We start from the raw sequence: 19,280 nt of genomic DNA, 5'->3' as shown, positions 1-19,280 counted from the left end.
TAAGTTTCCATCAATGCGACATCCCGCTGCTGGCCTTGCGCTTGTCGAAGCGGCCGTCTTCGAGGAAATAGAACTCGCCGAATCCTGGGTCGTAGTCGCGCAGCCCTTCGCCAGGCAGTTTGGGCAGCGCGGCATTGACCGCCAGCGGCTGTACCAGGTGGGGGGTGACGATCATCAGCAGTTCGCGATCGTCCTTGTCCAGGTTCGAAGATCGGAACAACGCGCCGATCACCGGGATGCTGCCGAGAAAGGGGAACTTGTCGATGTTGCTGATGGTGCTGCTGCTGATCAGCCCGCTGATCACGAAGCTCTCGCCGTCGGAGAGCATCACGCTGGTGTCGGTGCGCCGCACGGTCAGAGCGGGCACGGCGATGTCGTTGGTGCGGATGCCGCTGGAGAAGTCCAGCTCGCTGACTTCCGGTGCCACCTTCAGGGCGATGCGCTTGTCGTTCATCACCGTCGGGGTCAGGGTCAGGCGCACGCCGAACTCCTTGTACTCGATGGTGATGTTGTTGTTATCGCCATTGGGCACCGGGATCGGGAACTCGCCGCCGGCCAGGAACGACGCCGTCTGTCCGCTGGTGGCCACCAGGCTGGGCCGCGCCAGGGTGTAGGCGAAGCCACTGCCTTCAAGGGCATTGATGAAGCCCAGCCACTTGCTGCTGCCACCGCCCCAGATGATGTTGAAGCCGCCATTGGCGTTGCCGAAGGTGCCGTCCAGGTTGCCAATGGGATCGACAGTGAGGTTGCCCAGGCTGCCCGGCGAGCCCAGCACGAAGGTATTGGAGCCGCGCCGGACCAGCGAGGTGCTGGCCTGCTTGAGCTTGCTGCGGCTGACTTCGACGAATCGAATGTCGGTCTGTACCTGGTTGGGCAGGCTGCCGGCGCCAACGCCGGTTGCACCCGCCACGTCGCCTACGGCGCGCGCACCAACCCGTACTACGGTGCGCATCGGCTGGTCGCTGCAGGCGGTCCAGATCAGCAGGCTGGTCAGGCCTTCGGCCTTGCCTGTGACGAGGAAGTCGCGCTTGTCCAGCACCTGCACGTCGGCGATGTTCGGATCGCCGATGGCCAGGCGCTTGATCGGCACCGGCAGTTGCTGGTCACGCTGCGCCCCCTGCTCGACATCGAGATTCAGTTGCTGGTCGGCGAAGCCTGCGCAAGCGCTCGGGATGGCCTGCGCCGCAGAGTGAACGGCACAGGCCAGCAGGGCAACCAGGGGAAGGATGAAGCGCTTGGACATCGATGCACTCCTTGCTCAATGTGCTTCACGGGTAACGGTGGTGCCTCGGTAGACCACCACGCCGGCGTCGACCTGCGGCGCGGAAACCTGGCGCACGGCGGGGGCCGGCGCCTGGCGCGGCTTGCCGATGAGTTGTTCGAGGGTGATCGGCTGGCTGGAAGCGGAGCCGAGGGAGGCCTGGATATATCGGCCCTGTTGCTCCTTCTCGTAGAGGTTCTCGTCCTTGCTGCGCACCGCCAGACGCAAGGAGCCGGCCTGACTGGCGAGCATAAGGCGCGCTGCCGCCTCGGCGGGCACTGCCAGTACGGCAGTGCGCGGCGGCTTGGGGGTCTTGTCTTTGGGATCGCCGGCGTTGCGCGCCTGGCCGTCGGTGGAAACGGCGATCTGCTCGCCGTAGGTCAGCACGCGCACACCGGGCAGCACCACCTGGGCGCTGACGCTGCGCTCGGTGCTCTGCTGGTCCTGGACGAAGAGCATGACGTCGACGTAATCGCCGGGGAGCACGAAGCCGCCGCCACCGATGACCTCGTCCACGGCAATCGCCATGGCGCGCTCATCCGGCCGGATGGTGCGAGCCAGAGGGCCACCCGGTTCGGTCACGGCGGAGGTAAGGATATTGCCCGCCGGAACGGCGACCCAGACGCGCTGGCCGATCACGATTTCAGGCTTGGGAAAGCTGCCGGCGGGAGCGGTGCGCAGCATTTCCACGCTGACATCGTCCTTGCCGATCACCGCCAGGGCCGGCAGATCACGGGCGGCCACCACCACGGCGGTGCGCTGCAGCTTGTCCGCTTCGGCCAGCGCCGCCGGCGCTACCTCCTGCACCACACCGGCAGCCGGAGCGGCCGGTTTGCCGACCTTGAGTCCGAGATACCCCACCACACCGGCGCATACCAACAACAGCCCGGCGAATACCATCAGCACCTTGCTATTCATGACCACATCCTTGGGCGATCTCGGAAATACGGACCGGAAGGTCCGCGGCCTTGTCGTAAGAAGTCCGTTACCGGCGTTACCGGTATTTTTCTTCAGACCTTTATTGTTGTTTCGGCCAGACGAGGAAGTTCGATAAGAATCATTCCTCATAATCAGTATTTAGTTGTTGCAAAACTGAATCTAGTAGCTCTGTTTAGAGCGTCAACCACGCCAGTTAAAATTACGACCCGCAATTACTTATATACCGACATGGTTATAACTTTGGTATTAGCACTATTTGAACAATTGCATTCGGCCATGCGACGCCTAGCCTGACGGTGAAGTCAGGGCACCCGCCCTGTTTGTACTCGGGTGTGCACGGAGCTACGGCCATGGAAAAAAAAATCGCAGTAAAACAACTTCCGCAGAACTTCATCGGCAAACTGAAAACTTTCATCCGTGATCGAGAAGGCGCCACCGCCATCGAGTATGCAGTCATCGCAGGCCTCATCTCCATTGCGCTGCTCGCGGCAGCCACACCGATCGGCACCAAGATCGGAACACTGATGACGGCAATCAAGACCGCCATCGGCGCCTGACCCTCCTGATTCGAAGCGCTCGCGGAGCCCGCATACGGCTCCGATCCTGTCGCTGTCCGCTGCCCGGAGGGCCCGAACATGGAACGCAAGACTGACTCGGTGAAACGTCTCTGCAAGCAACTCCGCTATTTCCTGGCTGACCGCGAAGGCGCGACTGCCATCGAATACGCCGTGATCGCCGGACTGATCTCCATCGCCCTACTGACGGCGGCCAGCCCCATCGGCACCAAGGTCGGTGCGCTCATGGCCCAGGTACAGACGGCGCTGGGCCTGTAACTCGCTCAGCAAACGGGAGCAGTGCAATACCGCTCCCAGTTCTGTCCGTTCACACTAAAGTCCCGCCCCAGACGGCCGATATACCCTGCTCTCTCTTGTTGCACTTGCAGGATGCTTCTCCAATGCTTCGTTCGCTGTCCTTCTCCAGGAAGATTCTCCTGGCGGCCTCCCTCGTGGTCACCTTCGCCTTCGCCTGTTTCATCTTCTTCAACGATCTGCGCCAGCGCCAGGCCATCCACTCCGACACCGAATCCTACCTCTCCGAGGTCGGCAGCCTGACCGCCAGCAACATCCAGAGCTGGCTGGAAGGTCGCATCCAGCTGGTGGAAGCGGAATCTGCGCAACTGGCCGACGGCGAGCCGACACCCGAACGCATCCAGCACGTGCTGGAGCAGCAGGTGTTCCAGAAGAACTTCGAATCGGTCTACCTCGGTGAAGCCGCCAGCGGCGTGTTCACCATGCGCCCCTATGCGCCGATGCCCGACGGCTACGACCCGCGCACCCGCGGCTGGTACAAGGACGCCGTGGCCGCTGGCCGGCTGATCGTCACCGAGCCCTTCCTCGACGCCGGCACCAACGAGCAGATCCTCGCCATGTCCATGCCGGTCATGCGCAACGGCCAGCTGGTCGGCGTGGCCGCCGGCGACATGAAGCTGGAAACCATCACCGCGATCATCAACTCGCTGAAGTTCGATGGCGACGGCTACGCCTTCCTCGTCAGCGATGCCGGCAAGATCCTCCTGCACCCGGACAGCAGCCTGATCTTCAAGAGCCTCGGCGAGGTCTACCAGCAGGGCGCACCCAAGGTGCAGCCGGGCGTGCAGGAAGTCAGCGTCAACGGCAAGGAGCAACTGGTCTCGATGACGCCGGTAAAGGGCCTGCCAGGCGTAACCTGGTATGTAGCTCTGGTGCTCGACAAGGACTCGGCCTACGCAATGCTCAGCGATTTCCGCAATACCGCGATCATCGCCACCGTCATTGCCATCGTCGCCATCCTGTTCCTGCTCGGTATGCTGATCCGCGTGCTGATGGCACCGCTGACCGACATGGGCCGCGCCATGCAGGATATCGCCCAGGGCGAAGGCGACCTGACCAAGCGCCTGAAGGTCGCCAGCAACGACGAATTCGGCGTGCTGGCCAACGCCTTCAACCGCTTCGTCGAGCGTATCCATGAGTCGATCCGCGAGGTGGCTTCCACCGCACGCAACCTGCATGACGTGTCGCAACTGGTGGTGAATGCCTCCAACTCGTCCATGAGCAACTCCGACGAGCAGGCCAACCGTACCAATAGCGTGGCCGCGGCGATCAACGAACTGGGCGCTGCCGCCCAGGAAATCGCCCGCAACGCAGCCGATGCCTCGCACCACGCCACCGATGCTTCGCATCAGGCCGGCGACGGCCGCCAGGTGGTCGAACAGACCATCAGCGCAATGAACCTGCTCTCCGACAAGATCAGTTCCGCCTGCGCCAATATCGAAGCGCTGAACAGCCGCACGGTGAACATCGGGCAGATTCTGGAGGTGATCAAGGGCATCTCCGAGCAGACCAACCTGCTCGCGCTGAACGCCGCCATCGAAGCCGCCCGCGCCGGTGAGGCCGGCCGTGGCTTCGCCGTGGTGGCGGACGAGGTGCGCAACCTTGCCCACCGCGCCCAGGAATCGGCGCAGCAGATCCAGAAGATGATCGAAGAACTACAGATCGGCGCCCGCGAAGCCGTGGACACCATGACCGAGAGCCAGCGCTACAGCCTGGAAAGCGTGGAGATCGCCAACCGCGCCGGCGAGCGCCTGGCCAGCGTCACCCACCGCATCGGCGAGATCGACTCGATGAACCAGTCGGTCGCTACCGCCACCGAGGAGCAGACCGCCGTGGTCGACTCGCTGAACATGGACATCACCGAGATCAACACCCTGAACCAGGAAGGCGTGGAAAACCTCCAGGCCACCCTGCGCGCCTGCGCCGACCTGGAGAATCAGGCTGGGCGCCTGCGTCATCTGGTGGACAGCTTCCGCATCTGATTCCTGCGGACACGAAAAAGGCGCCTTCGGGCGCCTTTTTCATTGGTTGCTGGCTGGTTACGACACGTCATCGCTCCTACACCCGATCGTCATCGCCTCCCGTCGTCATCCACGCCCGCATGGCACCGGTGAATCCCGTTCTGAACGGCTACCTGTATCACCGCTGAAACACCCGCCGCAGGGGTACTCCTACCGTTCGTCCGACTCCCTCAAGCTTCCCTCGGATACGCCGAAATCAAGGGTGAAGGCCTTTGATACCAACCAACAAACCGGCCTGTCATCACCGCCGGCACAAGGGAGTTCCGGCCACGCCCGCACGGCTATCCGCCGCGCCGGCGCCGTCCGTTTCACACCACGGGGACGGACGTTCTGCGGCGACACCGGATCTGTCGCCCGGACCAACGCCGTTCAGGCATCCCACTACCTCCGGACTCGACGCAGCATGATCAAGAGCCTGAAATTCAGCCATAAGATCCTCCTGGCCGCTTCTCTTGTTGTTTTCTCGGCATTCGCCCTCTTCACCCTCTACAACGATTACCTGCAGCGCAACGCGATCCGCGAGGACCTAGAGAACTACCTGCGGGAGATGGGTGATGTCACCGCCAGCAACATCCAGAACTGGCTGAGCGGCCGGCTGCTGCTCATCGAAAGCACCGCCCAGACTCTTGCCCGCGACAGCGCTCCCGAACACCTGGCGGACCTGCTGGAGCAGGACACCCTGCGCAAGACCTTCAACTTCACCTACCTGGGCCAGGAAGACGGCACTTTCACCATGCGCCCCAACAGCGCCATGCCTGACGGTTACGACCCGCGCACCCGCCCCTGGTACAAGGATGCCGTCGCGGCAGGCGGCACCACGCTGACCGAGCCCTACATCGACGCCGCCACCCAGCAGTTGATCATGACTGTGGCTACTCCGGCCCGCGCAGGCGGCAAGACCCTCGGTGTGGTTGGTGGCGACCTGGGGCTGCAGACCCTGGTACAGATCATCAACTCGCTGGACTTCAGCGGCATGGGCTACGCCTTCCTGGTCAGCGGCGACGGCAAGATCCTTGTGCACCCGGACAAGAACCAGATCATGAAGACGCTGGCGGACATCTACCCGCAGAACACGCCGAAGATCGGCAGCGGCTTCAGCGAGGCCGAACTCAACGGCCACGAACGCATCCTCAGCTTCACCCAGGTGAAGGGCCTGCCGTCGGTGAACTGGTACATCGGTCTGTCCATCGACAAGGACGCGGCGTACTCCATGCTGAGCAAATTCCGCGCCTCGGCTATCATCGCTGCCGCGATTGCCATCGTCGCTATCCTGCTCCTGCTGGGCATGCTGATCCGCGTACTGATGCAGCCGCTGACCACCATGGGCCGCGCCATGCAGGACATCGCCCAGGGCGAAGGCGACCTGACCAAGCGCCTGAAGGTCGCCAGCAACGACGAGTTCGGCGTGCTGGGCAATGCCTTCAACCGCTTCGTCGAACGCATCCACGAATCCATCCGCGAAGTGGCCTCTACTGCGCGCCAGTTGCATGACGTCTCGCAACTGGTGGTGAATGCCTCCAACTCCTCCATGAGCAACTCCGACGAGCAGGCCAACCGTACCAACAGCGTGGCCGCGGCGATCAATCAACTGGGCGCCGCCGCCCAAGAGATCGCGCGCAACGCCGCCGATGCCTCGCACCACGCCACCGATGCCTCGCATCAGGCCGGCGACGGCCGCCAAGTGGTCGAGCAGACCATCAGCGCAATGAACCAGCTCTCCGACAAGATCAGCTCCGCCTGCGCCAACATCGAAGCACTGAACAGCCGCACGGTGAACATCGGGCAGATTCTGGAGGTGATCAAGGGCATCTCCGAGCAGACCAACCTGCTGGCCCTGAACGCCGCCATCGAAGCCGCCCGCGCCGGTGAAGCCGGCCGTGGCTTCGCCGTGGTGGCGGACGAGGTACGCAACCTGGCCCACCGCGCCCAGGAATCGGCGCAGCAGATCCAGAAGATGATCGAAGAACTGCAGATCGGCGCCCGCGAAGCCGTGGACACCATGACCGAGAGCCAGCGCTACAGCCTGGAAAGCGTGGAAATCGCCAACCGCGCCGGCGAGCGCCTGGCCAGCGTCACCCACCGCATCGGCGAGATCGACTCGATGAACCAGTCGGTGGCCACTGCAACCGAGGAACAGACCGCCGTGGTCGACTCGCTGAACATGGACATCACCGAGATCAACACCCTCAACCAGGAAGGTGTGGAAAACCTCCAGGCCACCCTGCGCGCCTGCGCCGACCTGGAGAACCAGGCTGGGCGCCTGCGTCATCTGGTGGACAGCTTCCGCATCTGATTCCTGCGGACACGAAAAAGGCGCCTTCGGGCGCCTTTTTTGTTCGCGAGCAGGCTCGCTCCTACAGGGAACCGCAGCATTTCGTAGGACCGAGGGGGACGCCTAGTCCTTGCTCGCGAACCGCTTCACACAGAGTCCACCGCCAACAGGGAGGACGAAGGGCGCATAACCTGGAACGGGTTATCCGCCATGGGTGCTCTACACGCCCCAGGCTTTCACCGCCGCTTGCTACCGCCCAGCAGCGCGCCCATCAACCCGCGCACCAGTTGCCGGCCGATCTGGTTGGCCGCCTGGCGCACCACCGTCTTGCTGACCTGGCTGGCCAGTGAACCCAGAATCTCACCGGCCATGTCACCAAAATCGGTGCCGCTGCCCTTCTCTTCCTTCCGCTCGGTCGGTGCCATCTTGTTATCGGCGCGGCCGGTCAGTTTCTCGTAGGCGGACTCGCGGTCGATCGGCTGATCGTAGCGACCGGCCAGTGGCGAACGGCGGATGACGTCGGCGCGCTCGGCATCGGTCAGCGGGCCGATACGCGACTGCGGCGGCGCCACAGCCACGCGCTGCACCATCGCGGGCGTGCCCTTCTCTTCCAGAGTGCCCACCAGCGCTTCGCCGATACCCAGCTCGGTGAGCACGTTCAAGGTGTCGAAAGCCGGGTTGGGCCGGAAACCGTCGGCCACGGCGCGCAGGGACTTCTGTTCCTTGGCGGTGAATGCGCGCAGGCCGTGCTGGATGCGCAGGCCCAGTTGCGCCAGCACGTCGTCAGGCAGGTCGCCGGGCGACTGGGTAACGAAGTAGACGCCCACGCCCTTGGAGCGAATCAGCCGCACCACCTGTTCCAGGCGATCCTGCAGGGCCTTGGGCGTGCCGTTGAACAGCAGGTGCGCCTCGTCGAAGAACAGCGCGAGGATGGGCTTGTCCGCGTCGCCGCGCTCGGGCAATTGCTCGAACAGTTCGGCCAGCAGCCAGAGCAGGAAAGTGGCATAGACCTTGGGCGCGTCATGCACCAGCTTGCTGGCGTCCAGCAGGTGGATGCGGCCACGGCCGTCAGGCTCGGGACGCAGCAGGTCCTCCAGTTGCAGCGCAGGCTCGCCGAAGAACTCCTCGGCGCCCTGCTGTTCCAGCAGTGCCAGGCGCCGCAGTAGTGCCTGGGACGAGGCGCCGGTGAACAACGCACGGTCTTCGCCGAGGATGTCCGGGTTTTCCTTGAAGTGGTTGAGCAGCGCCTTGAGGTCTTTCAGGTCGAGCAGCAGCAGGCCTTCGCGGTCAGCCACCTTGAACGCGGCAAACAGCGCCGCCTGCTGGCTCTCGGTCAGCTCGAGCAGGTTGGCCAGCAGCAGCGGGCCCATCTCCGACAGCGTGGTGCGCAGCGGGTGGCCAGTCTTCCCGGCCACGTCCCAGATGCTTACCGGGTAGGCCTGGGGCTTGTGGTTCAGCCAGGGCATGCTGGCGATGCGTTCGGCCACCTTGCCCTGTGGATTGCCCGCGGCAGCGATGCCGCACAGGTCACCCTTGATGTCGGCGGCGAACACCGCGATGCCGGCGTCGCTGAAGGACTCGGCGAGATGCTGCAGCGTCACCGTCTTGCCGGTGCCGGTGGCGCCGGCGATCAGGCCGTGGCGGTTGGCGAGTTTCCAGGACTGGCCGACCGGCTGCCCGTCAGGACCTGCGCCGATAATGAGTTCGTTGGTGGCTGACATCCGTTGTTCCCCTTCAGTGTGCCTTTCGCGCCAGAGCGCCTGTCGCGTTCGCTGCTTGAACAAGAGTGGCGCGTCCCGGCGCGCCGCGCAATCGGCTACCCCGGTACTTTGAAGACGTGCTTGAGGTAGTGCAGGAAGTTCTCGTCCTTGCACTGGGTCTTGCCCGGCGCATCGGAAATCTTCGCCACCGGATGGCCGTTGCAGGCAGTCATCTTCAGCACGATGTTCATCGGCTGCACGCCCGGCACATCACAGGTGAAATGGGTACCGATGCCGAAGCTGACGTCGATGCGCTCACGCAGCGCCCGGTAGATTTCCAGCGCGCGCGGCAGGTTGAGGCCGTCGGAGAACACCAGGGTCTTGGTCAGCGGGTCGATACCCAGGTGCTCATAATGCCGGACGGCCTTTTCCGCCCATTCCAGCGGGTCGCCCGAGTCATGCCGCAGGCCGTCGAAGAGCTTGGCGAAGTACAGGTCGAAGTCCGCCAGGAAGGCATCCATGGTGATGCAATCGGTCAGGGCGATACCCAGCTGGCCCCGATACTCGCGAACCCAGGCGTCCAGGGCGGCGGCCTGGCTGTCGATCAACCGCGGGCCGAGCTGCTGATGCGCCATCAGCCACTCGTGGGCCATGGTACCCAGCGGCTTCACCCCCAGCTCGCGCGCCAGATGGACGTTGCTGGTGCCGACGAAATGGCCGGGGAATCCATCGCGCAGGTCGCGTACCACGGTTTCCTGCACCGGATAGGAGAAGCGTCGGCGGGTGCCGAAGTCGGCCATCTTGAAACCAGCCAGCTCTTCGGCGCTTGCCTCCTTGCGCAGCCAGTGGAACTTCTCCTGCAGGCGTTCGCGAACCATCGTCAGCGTTACGCCAGGATGGCGGTGGCGGTTGCGCACTTCGCTGATGATCGCAAGCAACGGCACCTCGAAGAGAATCACATGCAGCCAGGGGCCTTTCAGGCGCAGGAACAGCTCCTCGTTCTCTACGCCCAGCTGCACATAGCACGGATTGAAGCGAAACAGGCCGAGGAAGCGGATGAAGTCAGGCTTGAAGAAGGGGATGCGTTCGAGGAAGGCCAGGTCCTGCGATGCGAAGGAAAGCTCCGACAGCTGCTCGATCTGCTCGCGCAGCGGGTCCAGGTAGGCGCGCAGGTCCTCTTCGTTGCGGCAGCGGAACTCCCATTCGACTTCGGCGTTGGGGTAGTTGTGCAGCACCGCCTGCATCATGCTCAGCTTGTAGAAATCGGTATCTAGCAGGTTCTGCACGATCCGCCGGGAAAATGCGCTGTCGCTCATGCTCGTCTCATTGCAGGCTTGAACCGGCAGTCTAAACCCGTCGCCCACAAAAAACCCCGCCGAGGCGGGGTTTTGAGTTGGAACCACAAATCAGCGTGCTTTGCTCTGCGACATCCCGAACAGGAAAAGCAGCAGGTCGTCATCCGGACGGATGTCCTGTTGCTTGGCGCGCAGGTTGGGCGGCATCGGGCAACTGTCCAAGCCGCCTTTTCCGGAAATGACCGAAGGCCCCGGCTCATGCCAGGCCGCCGCCGCCAGGGTCGCCACCCCGAGCGCGCCGATGAGGAGCAAACCTCGCGTAATTTCTAACTTCATGTCTGCAACCCTTTGATGGCGCTGCCAAACGCCGCTTGGTAACCATAGACAAAGGCCTGCCATTGCGCCTCTGTCCACGACGAGCGGCGTTTTACCTGGCGAAGATCGTGACGGGCGGCGCGCTGGGCGCTGAAGCGCTGGCGGGCTTTTTCCATGTCAATCAGAGCCACTTCGATCTTGTCGCCATCCACCTTCACGAACACGTGCTTCAGGTAGAGGCAGCCATGCTGCCAACGGCCGGCATTAAGCTTTGCAAGGGTACTACCGTAATGTTGCAGAATTCTTTGGTGCAGGGCTTCGCCCCAACGCTCCTGGTCGCCACGGGCGTAGCAGTCTTCCAGGCTGCTGAAACCGTCCAGGGACTCGGTGACCAGCAGGGCCTGCCATTCGCCATCCACCTTGCGGCAGCCTGCGTAGACCAGGGTCGGCACTTTCACACCCAGCGCTTCGGCGGCTTTCAGCGCATTGCGCTCGCGGATAGCGGTGGGGTAGCCGAAGGGGTGCAGCAGGTCACGGTAGATGTGGCCCATCTGCTGCTTGCGATAGAGCATCCGGCCGTCGGAGGTCAGGACTCGCTGCACGCCGCTTTCGCCACCGCGCCGACGGTTGGGTTCCTCGACCCATTTGCCGGGCACCTGGAGCCAACGGTCGATGGCGTTCTCACCGGAAATTTGCTGCAGCGATGCCAGATCAACGGCCATCCATCACTCCTTACGCAGAATGTAGACCCGCCACATATGAACGAGCGGGACGAAATCAATGTGATCCTGGACCTTGAAACCAGCCTGGCGGAACTCCGCCTCGATGGTCTTGGCAGGAATCACGAAGCGGTTCTGGTAGGCGTGTTTCTTGCGAGTTGACTCGGCGCGCGCACGTTTCCAGGACTTGAAGTTGCCATCGACCCACATCGACAGGATCACCGAATCGCGAGTTACGCGGTGAAATTCGCGCAACATCGTCAAACGATCGTCAGATTCGCCGATATGGTGCATCAGGCGCATCGAGAAAATGCTATCGACGGCATTGTCGGGCAGATCAATGGCAAACGCCGAAGTCTGCAAAGGTCGGACGCGTTTTACAACCTCATTCGGTTGACCGGCGCAGGCAACGGCGATCATGTCCGGGGAATTGTCCGCCCCGATGATCACCCGGTTCTCCTTCTCGGCCAGCATCGACCAGAAGCGCCCGGCGCCGCACGGAAGGTCGAGCACCAGATTGGGCTGGCCGGCAAGCTTGAGAGCCTGGCGGGCGATTTGGACATCGCGCCAGTGGGAAAGTTTCCTGGAGAGTCCGGCCTGGTGCTTGCGCAGGTAACGCTCTGCGTGCTGGCGGTCGTACTTTTGGGAGAACTCCAGGTCGACGGGTTTTTCAGTCATCGGATATTTACCTTTCCCGAATTCAGGGCGAACGATACAAACCAGCCTGTCACAGCCGGGTCACGCACTTGTGAAGTTTTTGTCAAACGACGGCTAGGCGAACTTCGAAGCGACAGCCATGGGGTTCGGCTGGACGCAACGTGACGTCCCAGCCTTCGGAGGCGCAGATCCGCTTGACCAACGACAACCCCAGCCCAAGCCCCTCACCACGCGGGTTCTGGCCGCGCACAAATGGCTGGAATACGCGCTCGCGCTGTTCTTCCGGGATGCCGGCGCCGGTGTCTTCGACCCAGAATCCGTTCGGGCCAAGTTGTAAGCGGATGCTGCCGCTTTCGGTATAATGCATGGCATTGCGCAGTAAATTGCTCATTACCGAGCGCAGGAACGGTGCATTGAACTGCCCGGGCATTTCCTGGTGGACGTTGTATTCCAGGGTCAGCCCCTTCGCCTCGATGGGACCGCGCCACTGCGCGACCAATTCGTCACCGATTTTCCTCAATCCAGCCTGTGGCACGATGGCCATGTCCTTGCGCTGCGCACGGGCAAGCATCAGGAAGGTCTGCACCAGATCACGCATTTCCTCGCACGCGCTACTCATCCGAGCCAGTTGGGCGCGTGACCGCGGCCCCAGCCCAGGCTCTTCCGCGAGCAGTTCGCAGCTGGTAGCAATCACCATCAACGGCGTGCGCAGCTCATGGCTGACGTCGCTGGTAAAAAGCTTCTCCCGGGTCAGCACGTCGTGCAGCCGACCCATGGCGTAATCGAAGGCCGCTGCCAGCTCGCCCACTTCGTCGTTGGCATAATCCGGCGACATGGGCGGCGCCAGCTCCAGCAACTGGTCTCGGTGACGGACCTGGCGCGCCAGGCGCGACACCGGCTCCATGACCTTGCGCGCCAACAGCCAGCCCAGCACTCCGGACAAGGCGAGACTGAGCACATAACCGGTGACCACGGAGGCGTAGAGGATCTGCTCACGCGCCTCGAAGTCACTCTGGTCCTGCAGCAGGACGAAGCGGCGACCATCGACGTCGCGCGCCAGCGCATGGAAGGACAATTCGCCGTCGAAGACTTCGTGGAAGCCTTCCTCCAGCCTGCGCAGTGCCGGCGGCATGGCATAGACGCCCGCGCCATCACTGATGAAGAAACGCATACCGGGATCGAGTTTCGGAGCCTGGCCGTTCCCCAGGTCCTCATTGATGATGCGGTCCAGTTCGCCGCCCAGGTCGCGGGAGATCAGGCGTTCTTCGACGATGTGGACGACGCCGACGATTCCTACCGAAAACAGGCCACCAACGGCGGCGGTCATGAGTACGAAGGCAAAGACAATCCGTCGGGAAAGGCTCTGCTTATACTCCATGCGTTTCCTCCGCCAGCTTGTAGCCGACGCCATGCACCGTGTGCAGCAGGGAGGAACCGAAGGGCTTGTCGATCACCTGGCGCAACTGGTGAACGTGACTGCGCAGGCTGTCGCTGTCGGGGCAGTCATCACCCCAGACGGCTTCCTCGAGCACGTCGCGGCGGACTACATGGGGGCTCTTCTGCATCAGCACCGCTAGCAGCTTGAGGCCGATGGGGTTGAGCTTGAGCGGCTTGCCGGCACGGTTCACTTCGAGGGTGTCGAGGTTGTAGCTCAGGTCGGCGACCTGCAGCTCGCGACGACCGCCTCCCTGACTGCGGCGCAGGACCGCTTCGATGCGTGCGGCCAGCTCGGAGAGCGCGAAGGGCTTGAGCAGGTAATCGTCGGCGCCGGAACGGAAGCCCTGCAGGCGATCGTCCAGCTGATCGCGGGCGGTGAGCATGATCACCGGGGTGTCGCGGCGTGCATCTTCGCGCAGGCGGCGACACAAGGTGAAGCCGTCCAGCCCCGGCAGCATCACGTCCAGCACAATCAGGTCGTAATGGGACGTCGCCGCAAGGTGCAATCCGGACAGGCCGTCCTGGGCACAATCTACCGTGTAGCCTTTCAGGCCCAGGTAGTCGGCCATATTGGCCAGGATGTCCCGATTGTCTTCAACCAACAAAATGCGCATAGGCTCTCCTCGAACGCGATGCATCCTAGCGTAAACAGCTTAAATAGAACTTAAGCGCCTTTGACGGATTTTTCACATTTGATCCGTCGATTTCATCAAGCCGCCCGCACAGATCCGGCCTGATGGGTGGCGTCCTGCTGCCGAACCGCCTAGCGCCCCATCAGTGCCTGCACCGACCAGAGCCCGGCCAGGGTCATCAGCAGCGAGCCGGCGAGGTGCGTGGCAATCGTTCCCATCGCCCAGGCCAGCCGCCCCTGCTGCAACAGCACGACGACTTCCGCCGAGAAGGTCGAGAAGGTGGTGAGGCCACCGCAGAAGCCGGTGATGATCAGTAACCGCCATTCTGGCGCCAGGCCGGGGGAGTTGGCGAAGAAGGCGATGGCCGCGCCGATGATGTAGCCGCCGACCAGATTGGCGACCACCGTGCCCGGCGGCATGGACGGCAGGAGGGTGTTGAGCTTGAGCCCGAGCACCCAGCGCAGCAGTGCGCCAAGGGCGGCTCCGAGGGAGACGGCGAGAATGGATTTCCACATGGTCCTGTCCTGGGAAAGGTGTCTTGGACAGGCTGCAGGCTAGCGCCTACGCGCCTTTCCAGGTCTATGCGTAGGCATCATCAGCCACAAGGGCGGTTGAAGGAGGAATGCCATCTCCTGCCGCGCAGTCTGGCATATCCGACGCCCATGAAAAAGCCCCGCCTAGGCGGGGCTTTTTCTTACAGCAGGTACCGGGTGGCTTACATCATGCCGCCCATGCCACCCATGCCGCCCATGTCCGGCATGGCCGGAGCAGCCTTGTCGTCAGCCACTTCGGCAACCATGGCCTCGGTGGTGACCATCAGGCCGCCGATGGAGGCAGCAGCTTGCAGAGCCGAACGGGTGACCTTGGCCGGATCGAGGATACCCATCTCGATCATGTCGCCGTACACGCCGGTAGCAGCGTTGTAGCCGAAGTTGCCCGAACCCTGCTTGACCTTGTCGACCACTACGCTCGGCTCGTCGCCGGAGTTGGCAACGATCTGGCGCAGCGGAGCTTCAACGGCGCGACGCAGCAGAGCGATACCGACGTTCTGGTCTTCGTTGTCGCCCTTCAGGCCTTCGATGGCTTGCAGAGCGCGCACCAGGGCGACGCCGCCGCCAGGCACCACGCCTTCTTCCACTGCAGCGCGGGTAGCGTGCAGGGCGTCTTCAACGCGGGCTTTCTTCTCTTTCATCTCGACTTCGGTGGCAGCGCCAACCTTGATCACGGCAACACCGCCAGCCAGCTTGGCCAGACGCTCTTGCAGCTTCTCACGGTCGTAGTCGGAGGAAGTCTCTTCGACCTGCTTGCGGATCTGCAGGACGCGAGCTTCGATGTCGGCTTGAGCGCCAGCGCCATCGATGATGGTGGTGTTTTCCTTGCTCAGGACCACGCGCTTGGCGTTGCCCAGGTGCTCCAGGGTGGCGCCTTCCAGGCTCAGACCGACTTCTTCGGAGATGACGGTACCGCCGGTCAGGATGGCGATGTCCTGCAGCATGGCCTTGCGGCGGTCGCCGAAGCCCGGAGCCTTGACGGCCGCGACCTTGACGATGCCACGCATGTTGTTGACGACCAGGGTAGCCAGGGCTTCGCCTTCGACGTCTTCAGCCACGATCAGCAGCGGACGGCCGGCTTTGGCGACAGCTTCCAGGACCGGCAGCATTTCGCGGATGTTGGAGATCTTCTTGTCGACCAGCAGCAGCAGCGGGCCGTCGAGCTCGGCCACCATGGTGTCCGGCTTGTTGATGAAGTAGGGGGACAGGTAGCCGCGGTCGAACTGCATGCCTTCTACGACGGACAGTTCGTTTTCCAGGCCCGAGCCTTCTTCAACGGTGATCACGCCCTCTTTACCGACTTTTTCCATGGCTTCGGCAATGATGTTGCCGATGGAGTCGTCGGAGTTGGCGGAGATGGTGCCGACCTGGGCAATGGCTTTAGTGTCGGCGCACGGCTTGGCCAGGTCCTTCAGCTGGGCAACGATGGCGATGGTGGCCTTGTCGATGCCGCGCTTGAGGTCCATCGGGTTCATGCCGGCAGCGACGGCCTTCAGGCCTTCGTTGACGATGGCCTGAGCCAGGACGGTAGCGGTGGTGGTGCCGTCACCGGCAGCGTCGTTGGCCTTGGAGGCCACGTCTTTCACCAGTTGGGCGCCCATGTTCTCGAACTTGTCTTTGAGTTCGATTTCCTTGGCGACGGAAACGCCGTCCTTGGTGATGGTCGGAGCGCCGAAGCTCTTGTCCAGGATGACGTTACGGCCTTTCGGGCCGAGGGTCGCTTTAACCGCGTCGGCCAGGACGTTTACGCCGACCAGCATTTTCTTGCGGGCGGAATCGCCGAACTTAACTTCTTTAGCAGCCATGTTCTGTTTCCTCTAAATCGAATTCAGTGGGTTGGATAGGACGCGGAATCAGTCTTCCAGGACGGCGAGGATCTCGGACTCGCCCATCACCAGCAGTTCTTCACCGTCGACCTTGATGGCGTTGCTGCCCGAGTACGGGCCGAAGACCACCTTGTCACCCACTTTCACGGCCAGGGCGCGAACTTCGCCGTTGTCCAGGACACGGCCGGCACCAACAGCGACCACTTCACCGCGGTTCGGCTTCTCGGCGGCGGAACCCGGCAGCACAATGCCGCCTGCGGTCTTGGTCTCTTCCTCGCTGCGACGGATGACGACGCGGTCATGCAGAGGACGAAGCTTCATAGTCGTAACTCTCCCAAACTGTGATTTCCAACGGCCGGATCGATGTCCGGCAGGTTTTATTGAATCCGGCGGTGCCGGTTTGCGACCCGACGGGCGAGTCGCGAAAAGAGCAGCCTGTCGTCGACAGGGACCTTGCGGTGACCGGTACATAAGGTCGCTACAAGGCATTTCAAGTGTGTGACGAAAAAATTTTTGCTAACGGCGGGTGCTTCAGGCGAGCGAAACCGCCCCACTCTCAACGCAGGCGGTCGCGATCTTCCTCGCGGCGCTGGTATTCGCCTTCGATCACGCTTGGGCCGCTGCGGTGCTGGGCGGCCGGGTCGTCGGCGAAGGCGCGACGGCGCTCGGCCTGCTCCTGCATGCGCTGGCGCACGCGGCCAAGCATCAGGCGGCGGGTGAAGGGAATCAGGCAGAACAGACCGACAACGTCGCTGATGAAGCCCGGCAGCATCAGCAGGCCGCCGCCCAAGGCGATGACCAGGCCTTCGAGCATTTCCTGCTCGGGCAGCTCGCCGCGGTTCAGCCGCTCGCGGGCACGCAGCGCGGTGGCGACGCCGGCCACGCGCAGCACCGCGGCGCCGATGAAGGCGCCGGCGATGATCAGCAGAAGGGTCCAGCCCACGCCGATCACGCTGCCGACCTTGATCATCACGGCCAGCTCGATCAGCGGGAACAGAAGAATCAGAAACAGGGGAACTCGCATCGATGAATCCTTGGCGGGGTCATTGCCCGGGTAGAAAGCTAGGTGGCGACGCCCCGTACCGATTTCAAGGGATGAGCCGAGAGACAGATCAGGCCTGGATCACCTCGTTGCCCGGCCAGACGTCCGCCTTGGCCAGTTGCACCAGCGCCTGGCGCACCGCGCCGGCGTTGCCGCAGGTCGCCGGGAACGGCAGCCAGTGCAGGCCCTGGCCGATGCGCAGGTGGAAGCCTTCAGTATCAATTCCCGACATCTGCGGAGCCGCCCCGGCAGGCAAACCGGCCAGCTCGACGTAGTGCTCGATGGCATTGGCGTGGTCGCTGTTCATGTGCTCGACCATGCTCTTCTCCACCTCGCCGACGAAGGGATTGGCCAGCGGCACGCTGTTGGCACCTAACCAGTGGATATCGCCGAAGCCACCGATGTAGCGCCACTGCACCGGCTCCAGCACCCAGAAATCGAAGTCGTGGACGATGTGGTAGTCCTGCGAGCCGGGGAAATAACGGTAGTAGCGCTCGGCGGCGCCGGCGATGGCGTCGACATCTTCGATCAGCAGCGCCTCGGCCAGCAGTGTCAGGCGGCCCGCGGCCTGGATGTCGTCGACGCCGCGCTCGCCGATGAGCAGCGAGCATTTGCCGTCCATCTGCAGGTTATGGGTGTGCTGGGCGATGCGACTGATCAGGATCAGCGGGCGGCCTGCTTCGTCCAGGCAATACGGCACCACCGAGCCGAAGGGAAATCCGGGCCACTTCTTCGAGTGGGTGGAGAGGACGCCGCGGTATTCCTTGAGCAGCAGTTCTCGGGCATGCTTGGCAGCTTTCACGCTCAACTTATGACTCCTCGCAAAGAATCCGTCGTAAACGGACGGGCAGGACTGACTCTGTGCACAGCTGCCGGCGAGGCCTTCCACCAGAAACTGTTCGTGGGGTTGTTCCGATGCAATTGAAAGACAAGGTCATCATCATCACCGGTGGCTGCCAGGGCCTGGGCCGCGCCATGGGCGAATACCTCTCCGGCAAGGGCGCGCGCGTCGCGCTGGTTGACCTCAATGCCGAAAAACTGGACGAAGCCGTGACTGCCTGCAAGGCCGCCGGCGGTGACGCCCGCGCCTATCTGTGCAACGTCGCCAATGAAGAACAGGTTACCCACATGGTGGCCCAGGTCGCCAGCGACTTCGGCGCCATCAACGGCCTGGTCAACAACGCCGGCATCCTGCGTGACGGCCTGACCATCAAGGTCAAGGACGGCGAGCTGAGCAAGATGAGCCTGGCCCAGTGGCAGGCGGTGATCGACGTCAACCTGACCGGTGTGTTCCTCTGCACCCGCGAAGTGGCGGCGAAGATGATCGAGCTGAAGAACGAAGGCGCGATCGTCAACATCTCCTCCATCTCCCGCGCCGGCAACATGGGCCAGGCCAACTACTCCGCGGCCAAGGCCGGCGTCGCCGCCGACACAGTGGTGTGGGCGAAGGAACTGGCACGTTACGGCATCCGCGTGGCGGGCGTGGCTCCTGGCTTCATCGAGACCGACATGGTCGCCAGCATGAAGCCAGAGGCCCTGGAGAAGATGACCTCCGGCATTCCGCTCAAGCGCCTGGGCAAGCCGCTGGAAATCGCCCACTCGGTGGCTTACATCCTCGAGAACGACTACTACACCGGCCGCGTGCTGGAGTTGGACGGCGGCCTGCGTCTGTAATCCGCCCGCCCATGAAAAAGCCCCGCCAGGTGCGGGGCTTTTTATTGCCGTTCTTGTAGAGCGGAGCCGG

At 63.0% G+C, this 19,280-nt stretch carries 19 protein-coding genes and 1 riboswitch; of the genes, 5 read left to right on the top strand and 14 right to left on the bottom strand.

The genetic code is table 11. The annotated features are described in order from the left end of the window. Positions 1-10: 10 nt before the first annotated feature. On the bottom strand, positions 11-1,243 hold the full coding sequence (locus ACIPK7_RS12015; protein WP_401087889.1) for a type II and III secretion system protein family protein: 1,233 nt from the start codon (positions 1,241-1,243) through the stop codon (positions 11-13). A gap of 15 nt (positions 1,244-1,258) precedes the next feature. Continuing rightward, positions 1,259-2,179, bottom strand: a complete 921-nt coding sequence (gene cpaB / locus ACIPK7_RS12010) for a Flp pilus assembly protein CpaB (protein WP_401087887.1) — start codon at positions 2,177-2,179, stop codon at positions 1,259-1,261. A gap of 371 nt (positions 2,180-2,550) precedes the next feature. Between cpaB and ACIPK7_RS12005 the strand changes: the two genes are divergently transcribed. From ACIPK7_RS12005 to ACIPK7_RS11990, 4 genes are all read left to right on the top strand, one after another. Continuing rightward, the gene (locus ACIPK7_RS12005) at positions 2,551-2,757 is read left to right on the top strand and encodes a Flp family type IVb pilin (protein WP_401087886.1); all 207 of its coding nucleotides are present in this window, start codon (positions 2,551-2,553) and stop codon (positions 2,755-2,757) included. Between the two features lie 78 nt (positions 2,758-2,835). Then, a complete protein-coding gene (locus ACIPK7_RS12000) occupies positions 2,836-3,033 on the top strand; it encodes a Flp family type IVb pilin (protein ID WP_401087884.1) in 198 nt (65 codons plus the stop codon). Between the two features lie 122 nt (positions 3,034-3,155). After that, positions 3,156-5,051, top strand: a complete 1,896-nt coding sequence (locus ACIPK7_RS11995; protein WP_401087882.1) for a methyl-accepting chemotaxis protein — start codon at positions 3,156-3,158, stop codon at positions 5,049-5,051. Positions 5,052-5,493: 442 nt separating this feature from the next. Then, on the top strand, positions 5,494-7,383 hold the full coding sequence (locus ACIPK7_RS11990) for a methyl-accepting chemotaxis protein (protein WP_401087880.1): 1,890 nt from the start codon (positions 5,494-5,496) through the stop codon (positions 7,381-7,383). Between the two features lie 215 nt (positions 7,384-7,598). Here the strand turns inward: ACIPK7_RS11990 and ACIPK7_RS11985 are convergent, their stop codons facing one another. The 12 genes from ACIPK7_RS11985 to ACIPK7_RS11930 all read right to left on the bottom strand — a co-directional run bounded on the left by ACIPK7_RS11985 (position 7,599) and on the right by ACIPK7_RS11930 (position 18,344). After that, positions 7,599-9,083 (bottom strand): helicase HerA-like domain-containing protein, encoded by a 1,485-nt coding sequence (locus ACIPK7_RS11985; RefSeq protein WP_192431520.1) that lies wholly within the window; start codon positions 9,081-9,083, stop codon positions 7,599-7,601. 95 nt (positions 9,084-9,178) lie between these two features. Continuing rightward, complete coding sequence (gene pncB, locus ACIPK7_RS11980; RefSeq protein ID WP_401087878.1) at positions 9,179-10,378, bottom strand: nicotinate phosphoribosyltransferase; 1,200 nt, start codon at positions 10,376-10,378, stop codon at positions 9,179-9,181. A 90-nt stretch (positions 10,379-10,468) separates the two neighbouring features. Further along, entirely contained in the window at positions 10,469-10,693 is a 225-nt protein-coding gene (locus ACIPK7_RS11975; protein ID WP_081517518.1) for a hypothetical protein, read from the bottom strand. After that, positions 10,690-11,394 (bottom strand): lipopolysaccharide kinase InaA family protein, encoded by a 705-nt coding sequence (locus ACIPK7_RS11970; protein ID WP_138521379.1) that lies wholly within the window; start codon positions 11,392-11,394, stop codon positions 10,690-10,692. Before ACIPK7_RS11970 ends, ACIPK7_RS11975 begins: the two co-directional genes overlap by 4 nt. A gap of 3 nt (positions 11,395-11,397) precedes the next feature. Continuing rightward, a complete protein-coding gene (locus ACIPK7_RS11965; RefSeq protein WP_192431522.1) occupies positions 11,398-12,069 on the bottom strand; it encodes a class I SAM-dependent methyltransferase in 672 nt (223 codons plus the stop codon). Between the two features lie 82 nt (positions 12,070-12,151). Continuing rightward, positions 12,152-13,426 (bottom strand): sensor histidine kinase, encoded by a 1,275-nt coding sequence (locus ACIPK7_RS11960; RefSeq protein WP_401087875.1) that lies wholly within the window; start codon positions 13,424-13,426, stop codon positions 12,152-12,154. Beyond that, positions 13,416-14,099 carry a response regulator transcription factor gene (locus ACIPK7_RS11955; RefSeq protein ID WP_045209652.1) on the bottom strand — a complete coding sequence of 228 codons (684 nt, stop codon included), beginning with the start codon at positions 14,097-14,099 and terminating at the stop codon, positions 13,416-13,418. Before ACIPK7_RS11955 ends, ACIPK7_RS11960 begins: the two co-directional genes overlap by 11 nt. A 149-nt stretch (positions 14,100-14,248) precedes the next feature. Further along, positions 14,249-14,632, bottom strand: coding sequence for a fluoride efflux transporter CrcB (gene crcB / locus ACIPK7_RS11950; RefSeq protein ID WP_192431524.1), 384 nt, complete (start codon positions 14,630-14,632; stop codon positions 14,249-14,251). Positions 14,633-14,696: 64 nt separating this feature from the next. Continuing rightward, positions 14,697-14,759, bottom strand: a riboswitch (Fluoride riboswitch). A gap of 73 nt (positions 14,760-14,832) precedes the next feature. Continuing rightward, positions 14,833-16,473 carry a chaperonin GroEL gene (gene groL, locus ACIPK7_RS11945; protein ID WP_192431525.1) on the bottom strand — a complete coding sequence of 547 codons (1,641 nt, stop codon included), beginning with the start codon at positions 16,471-16,473 and terminating at the stop codon, positions 14,833-14,835. A 48-nt stretch (positions 16,474-16,521) separates the two neighbouring features. Continuing rightward, entirely contained in the window at positions 16,522-16,815 is a 294-nt protein-coding gene (locus ACIPK7_RS11940) for a co-chaperone GroES (protein ID WP_009617968.1), read from the bottom strand. 235 nt (positions 16,816-17,050) lie between these two features. Beyond that, positions 17,051-17,518: an FxsA family protein gene (locus tag ACIPK7_RS11935; RefSeq protein WP_192431526.1), complete on the bottom strand. Its 468-nt coding sequence runs from the start codon at positions 17,516-17,518 to the stop codon at positions 17,051-17,053. 88 nt (positions 17,519-17,606) lie between these two features. Further along, positions 17,607-18,344, bottom strand: a complete 738-nt coding sequence (locus ACIPK7_RS11930; protein WP_401087871.1) for a HugZ family protein — start codon at positions 18,342-18,344, stop codon at positions 17,607-17,609. Between the two features lie 107 nt (positions 18,345-18,451). Here ACIPK7_RS11930 and ACIPK7_RS11925 point away from each other — a divergent pair, with 107 nt between their 5' ends. Further along, positions 18,452-19,210 (top strand): SDR family oxidoreductase, encoded by a 759-nt coding sequence (locus ACIPK7_RS11925; protein WP_138212327.1) that lies wholly within the window; start codon positions 18,452-18,454, stop codon positions 19,208-19,210. The last annotated feature ends 70 nt before the right edge of the window (positions 19,211-19,280 follow it).

Source organism: Pseudomonas sp. NPDC086581 (assembly GCF_044746165.1).
Lineage (GTDB): Bacteria > Pseudomonadota > Gammaproteobacteria > Pseudomonadales > Pseudomonadaceae > Pseudomonas.
Note: the sequence above shows the minus strand (reverse complement) of the source record. Positions and strands in the feature narration are given on the sequence as shown.

Coding starts and splice junctions, on each gene's coding strand:
- ACIPK7_RS12015 (WP_401087889.1), bottom strand. CDS start 1,243: ATGTCCAAGCGCTTCATCCTTCCCCTGGTTGCCCTGCTGGCCTGTGCC.
- cpaB (WP_401087887.1), bottom strand. CDS start 2,179: ATGAATAGCAAGGTGCTGATGGTATTCGCCGGGCTGTTGTTGGTATGC.
- ACIPK7_RS12005 (WP_401087886.1), top strand. CDS start 2,551: ATGGAAAAAAAAATCGCAGTAAAACAACTTCCGCAGAACTTCATCGGC.
- ACIPK7_RS12000 (WP_401087884.1), top strand. CDS start 2,836: ATGGAACGCAAGACTGACTCGGTGAAACGTCTCTGCAAGCAACTCCGC.
- ACIPK7_RS11995 (WP_401087882.1), top strand. CDS start 3,156: ATGCTTCGTTCGCTGTCCTTCTCCAGGAAGATTCTCCTGGCGGCCTCC.
- ACIPK7_RS11990 (WP_401087880.1), top strand. CDS start 5,494: ATGATCAAGAGCCTGAAATTCAGCCATAAGATCCTCCTGGCCGCTTCT.
- ACIPK7_RS11985 (WP_192431520.1), bottom strand. CDS start 9,083: ATGTCAGCCACCAACGAACTCATTATCGGCGCAGGTCCTGACGGGCAG.
- pncB (WP_401087878.1), bottom strand. CDS start 10,378: ATGAGCGACAGCGCATTTTCCCGGCGGATCGTGCAGAACCTGCTAGAT.
- ACIPK7_RS11975 (WP_081517518.1), bottom strand. CDS start 10,693: ATGAAGTTAGAAATTACGCGAGGTTTGCTCCTCATCGGCGCGCTCGGG.
- ACIPK7_RS11970 (WP_138521379.1), bottom strand. CDS start 11,394: ATGGCCGTTGATCTGGCATCGCTGCAGCAAATTTCCGGTGAGAACGCC.
- ACIPK7_RS11965 (WP_192431522.1), bottom strand. CDS start 12,069: ATGACTGAAAAACCCGTCGACCTGGAGTTCTCCCAAAAGTACGACCGC.
- ACIPK7_RS11960 (WP_401087875.1), bottom strand. CDS start 13,426: ATGGAGTATAAGCAGAGCCTTTCCCGACGGATTGTCTTTGCCTTCGTA.
- ACIPK7_RS11955 (WP_045209652.1), bottom strand. CDS start 14,099: ATGCGCATTTTGTTGGTTGAAGACAATCGGGACATCCTGGCCAATATG.
- crcB (WP_192431524.1), bottom strand. CDS start 14,632: ATGTGGAAATCCATTCTCGCCGTCTCCCTCGGAGCCGCCCTTGGCGCA.
- groL (WP_192431525.1), bottom strand. CDS start 16,473: ATGGCTGCTAAAGAAGTTAAGTTCGGCGATTCCGCCCGCAAGAAAATG.
- ACIPK7_RS11940 (WP_009617968.1), bottom strand. CDS start 16,815: ATGAAGCTTCGTCCTCTGCATGACCGCGTCGTCATCCGTCGCAGCGAG.
- ACIPK7_RS11935 (WP_192431526.1), bottom strand. CDS start 17,518: ATGCGAGTTCCCCTGTTTCTGATTCTTCTGTTCCCGCTGATCGAGCTG.
- ACIPK7_RS11925 (WP_138212327.1), top strand. CDS start 18,452: ATGCAATTGAAAGACAAGGTCATCATCATCACCGGTGGCTGCCAGGGC.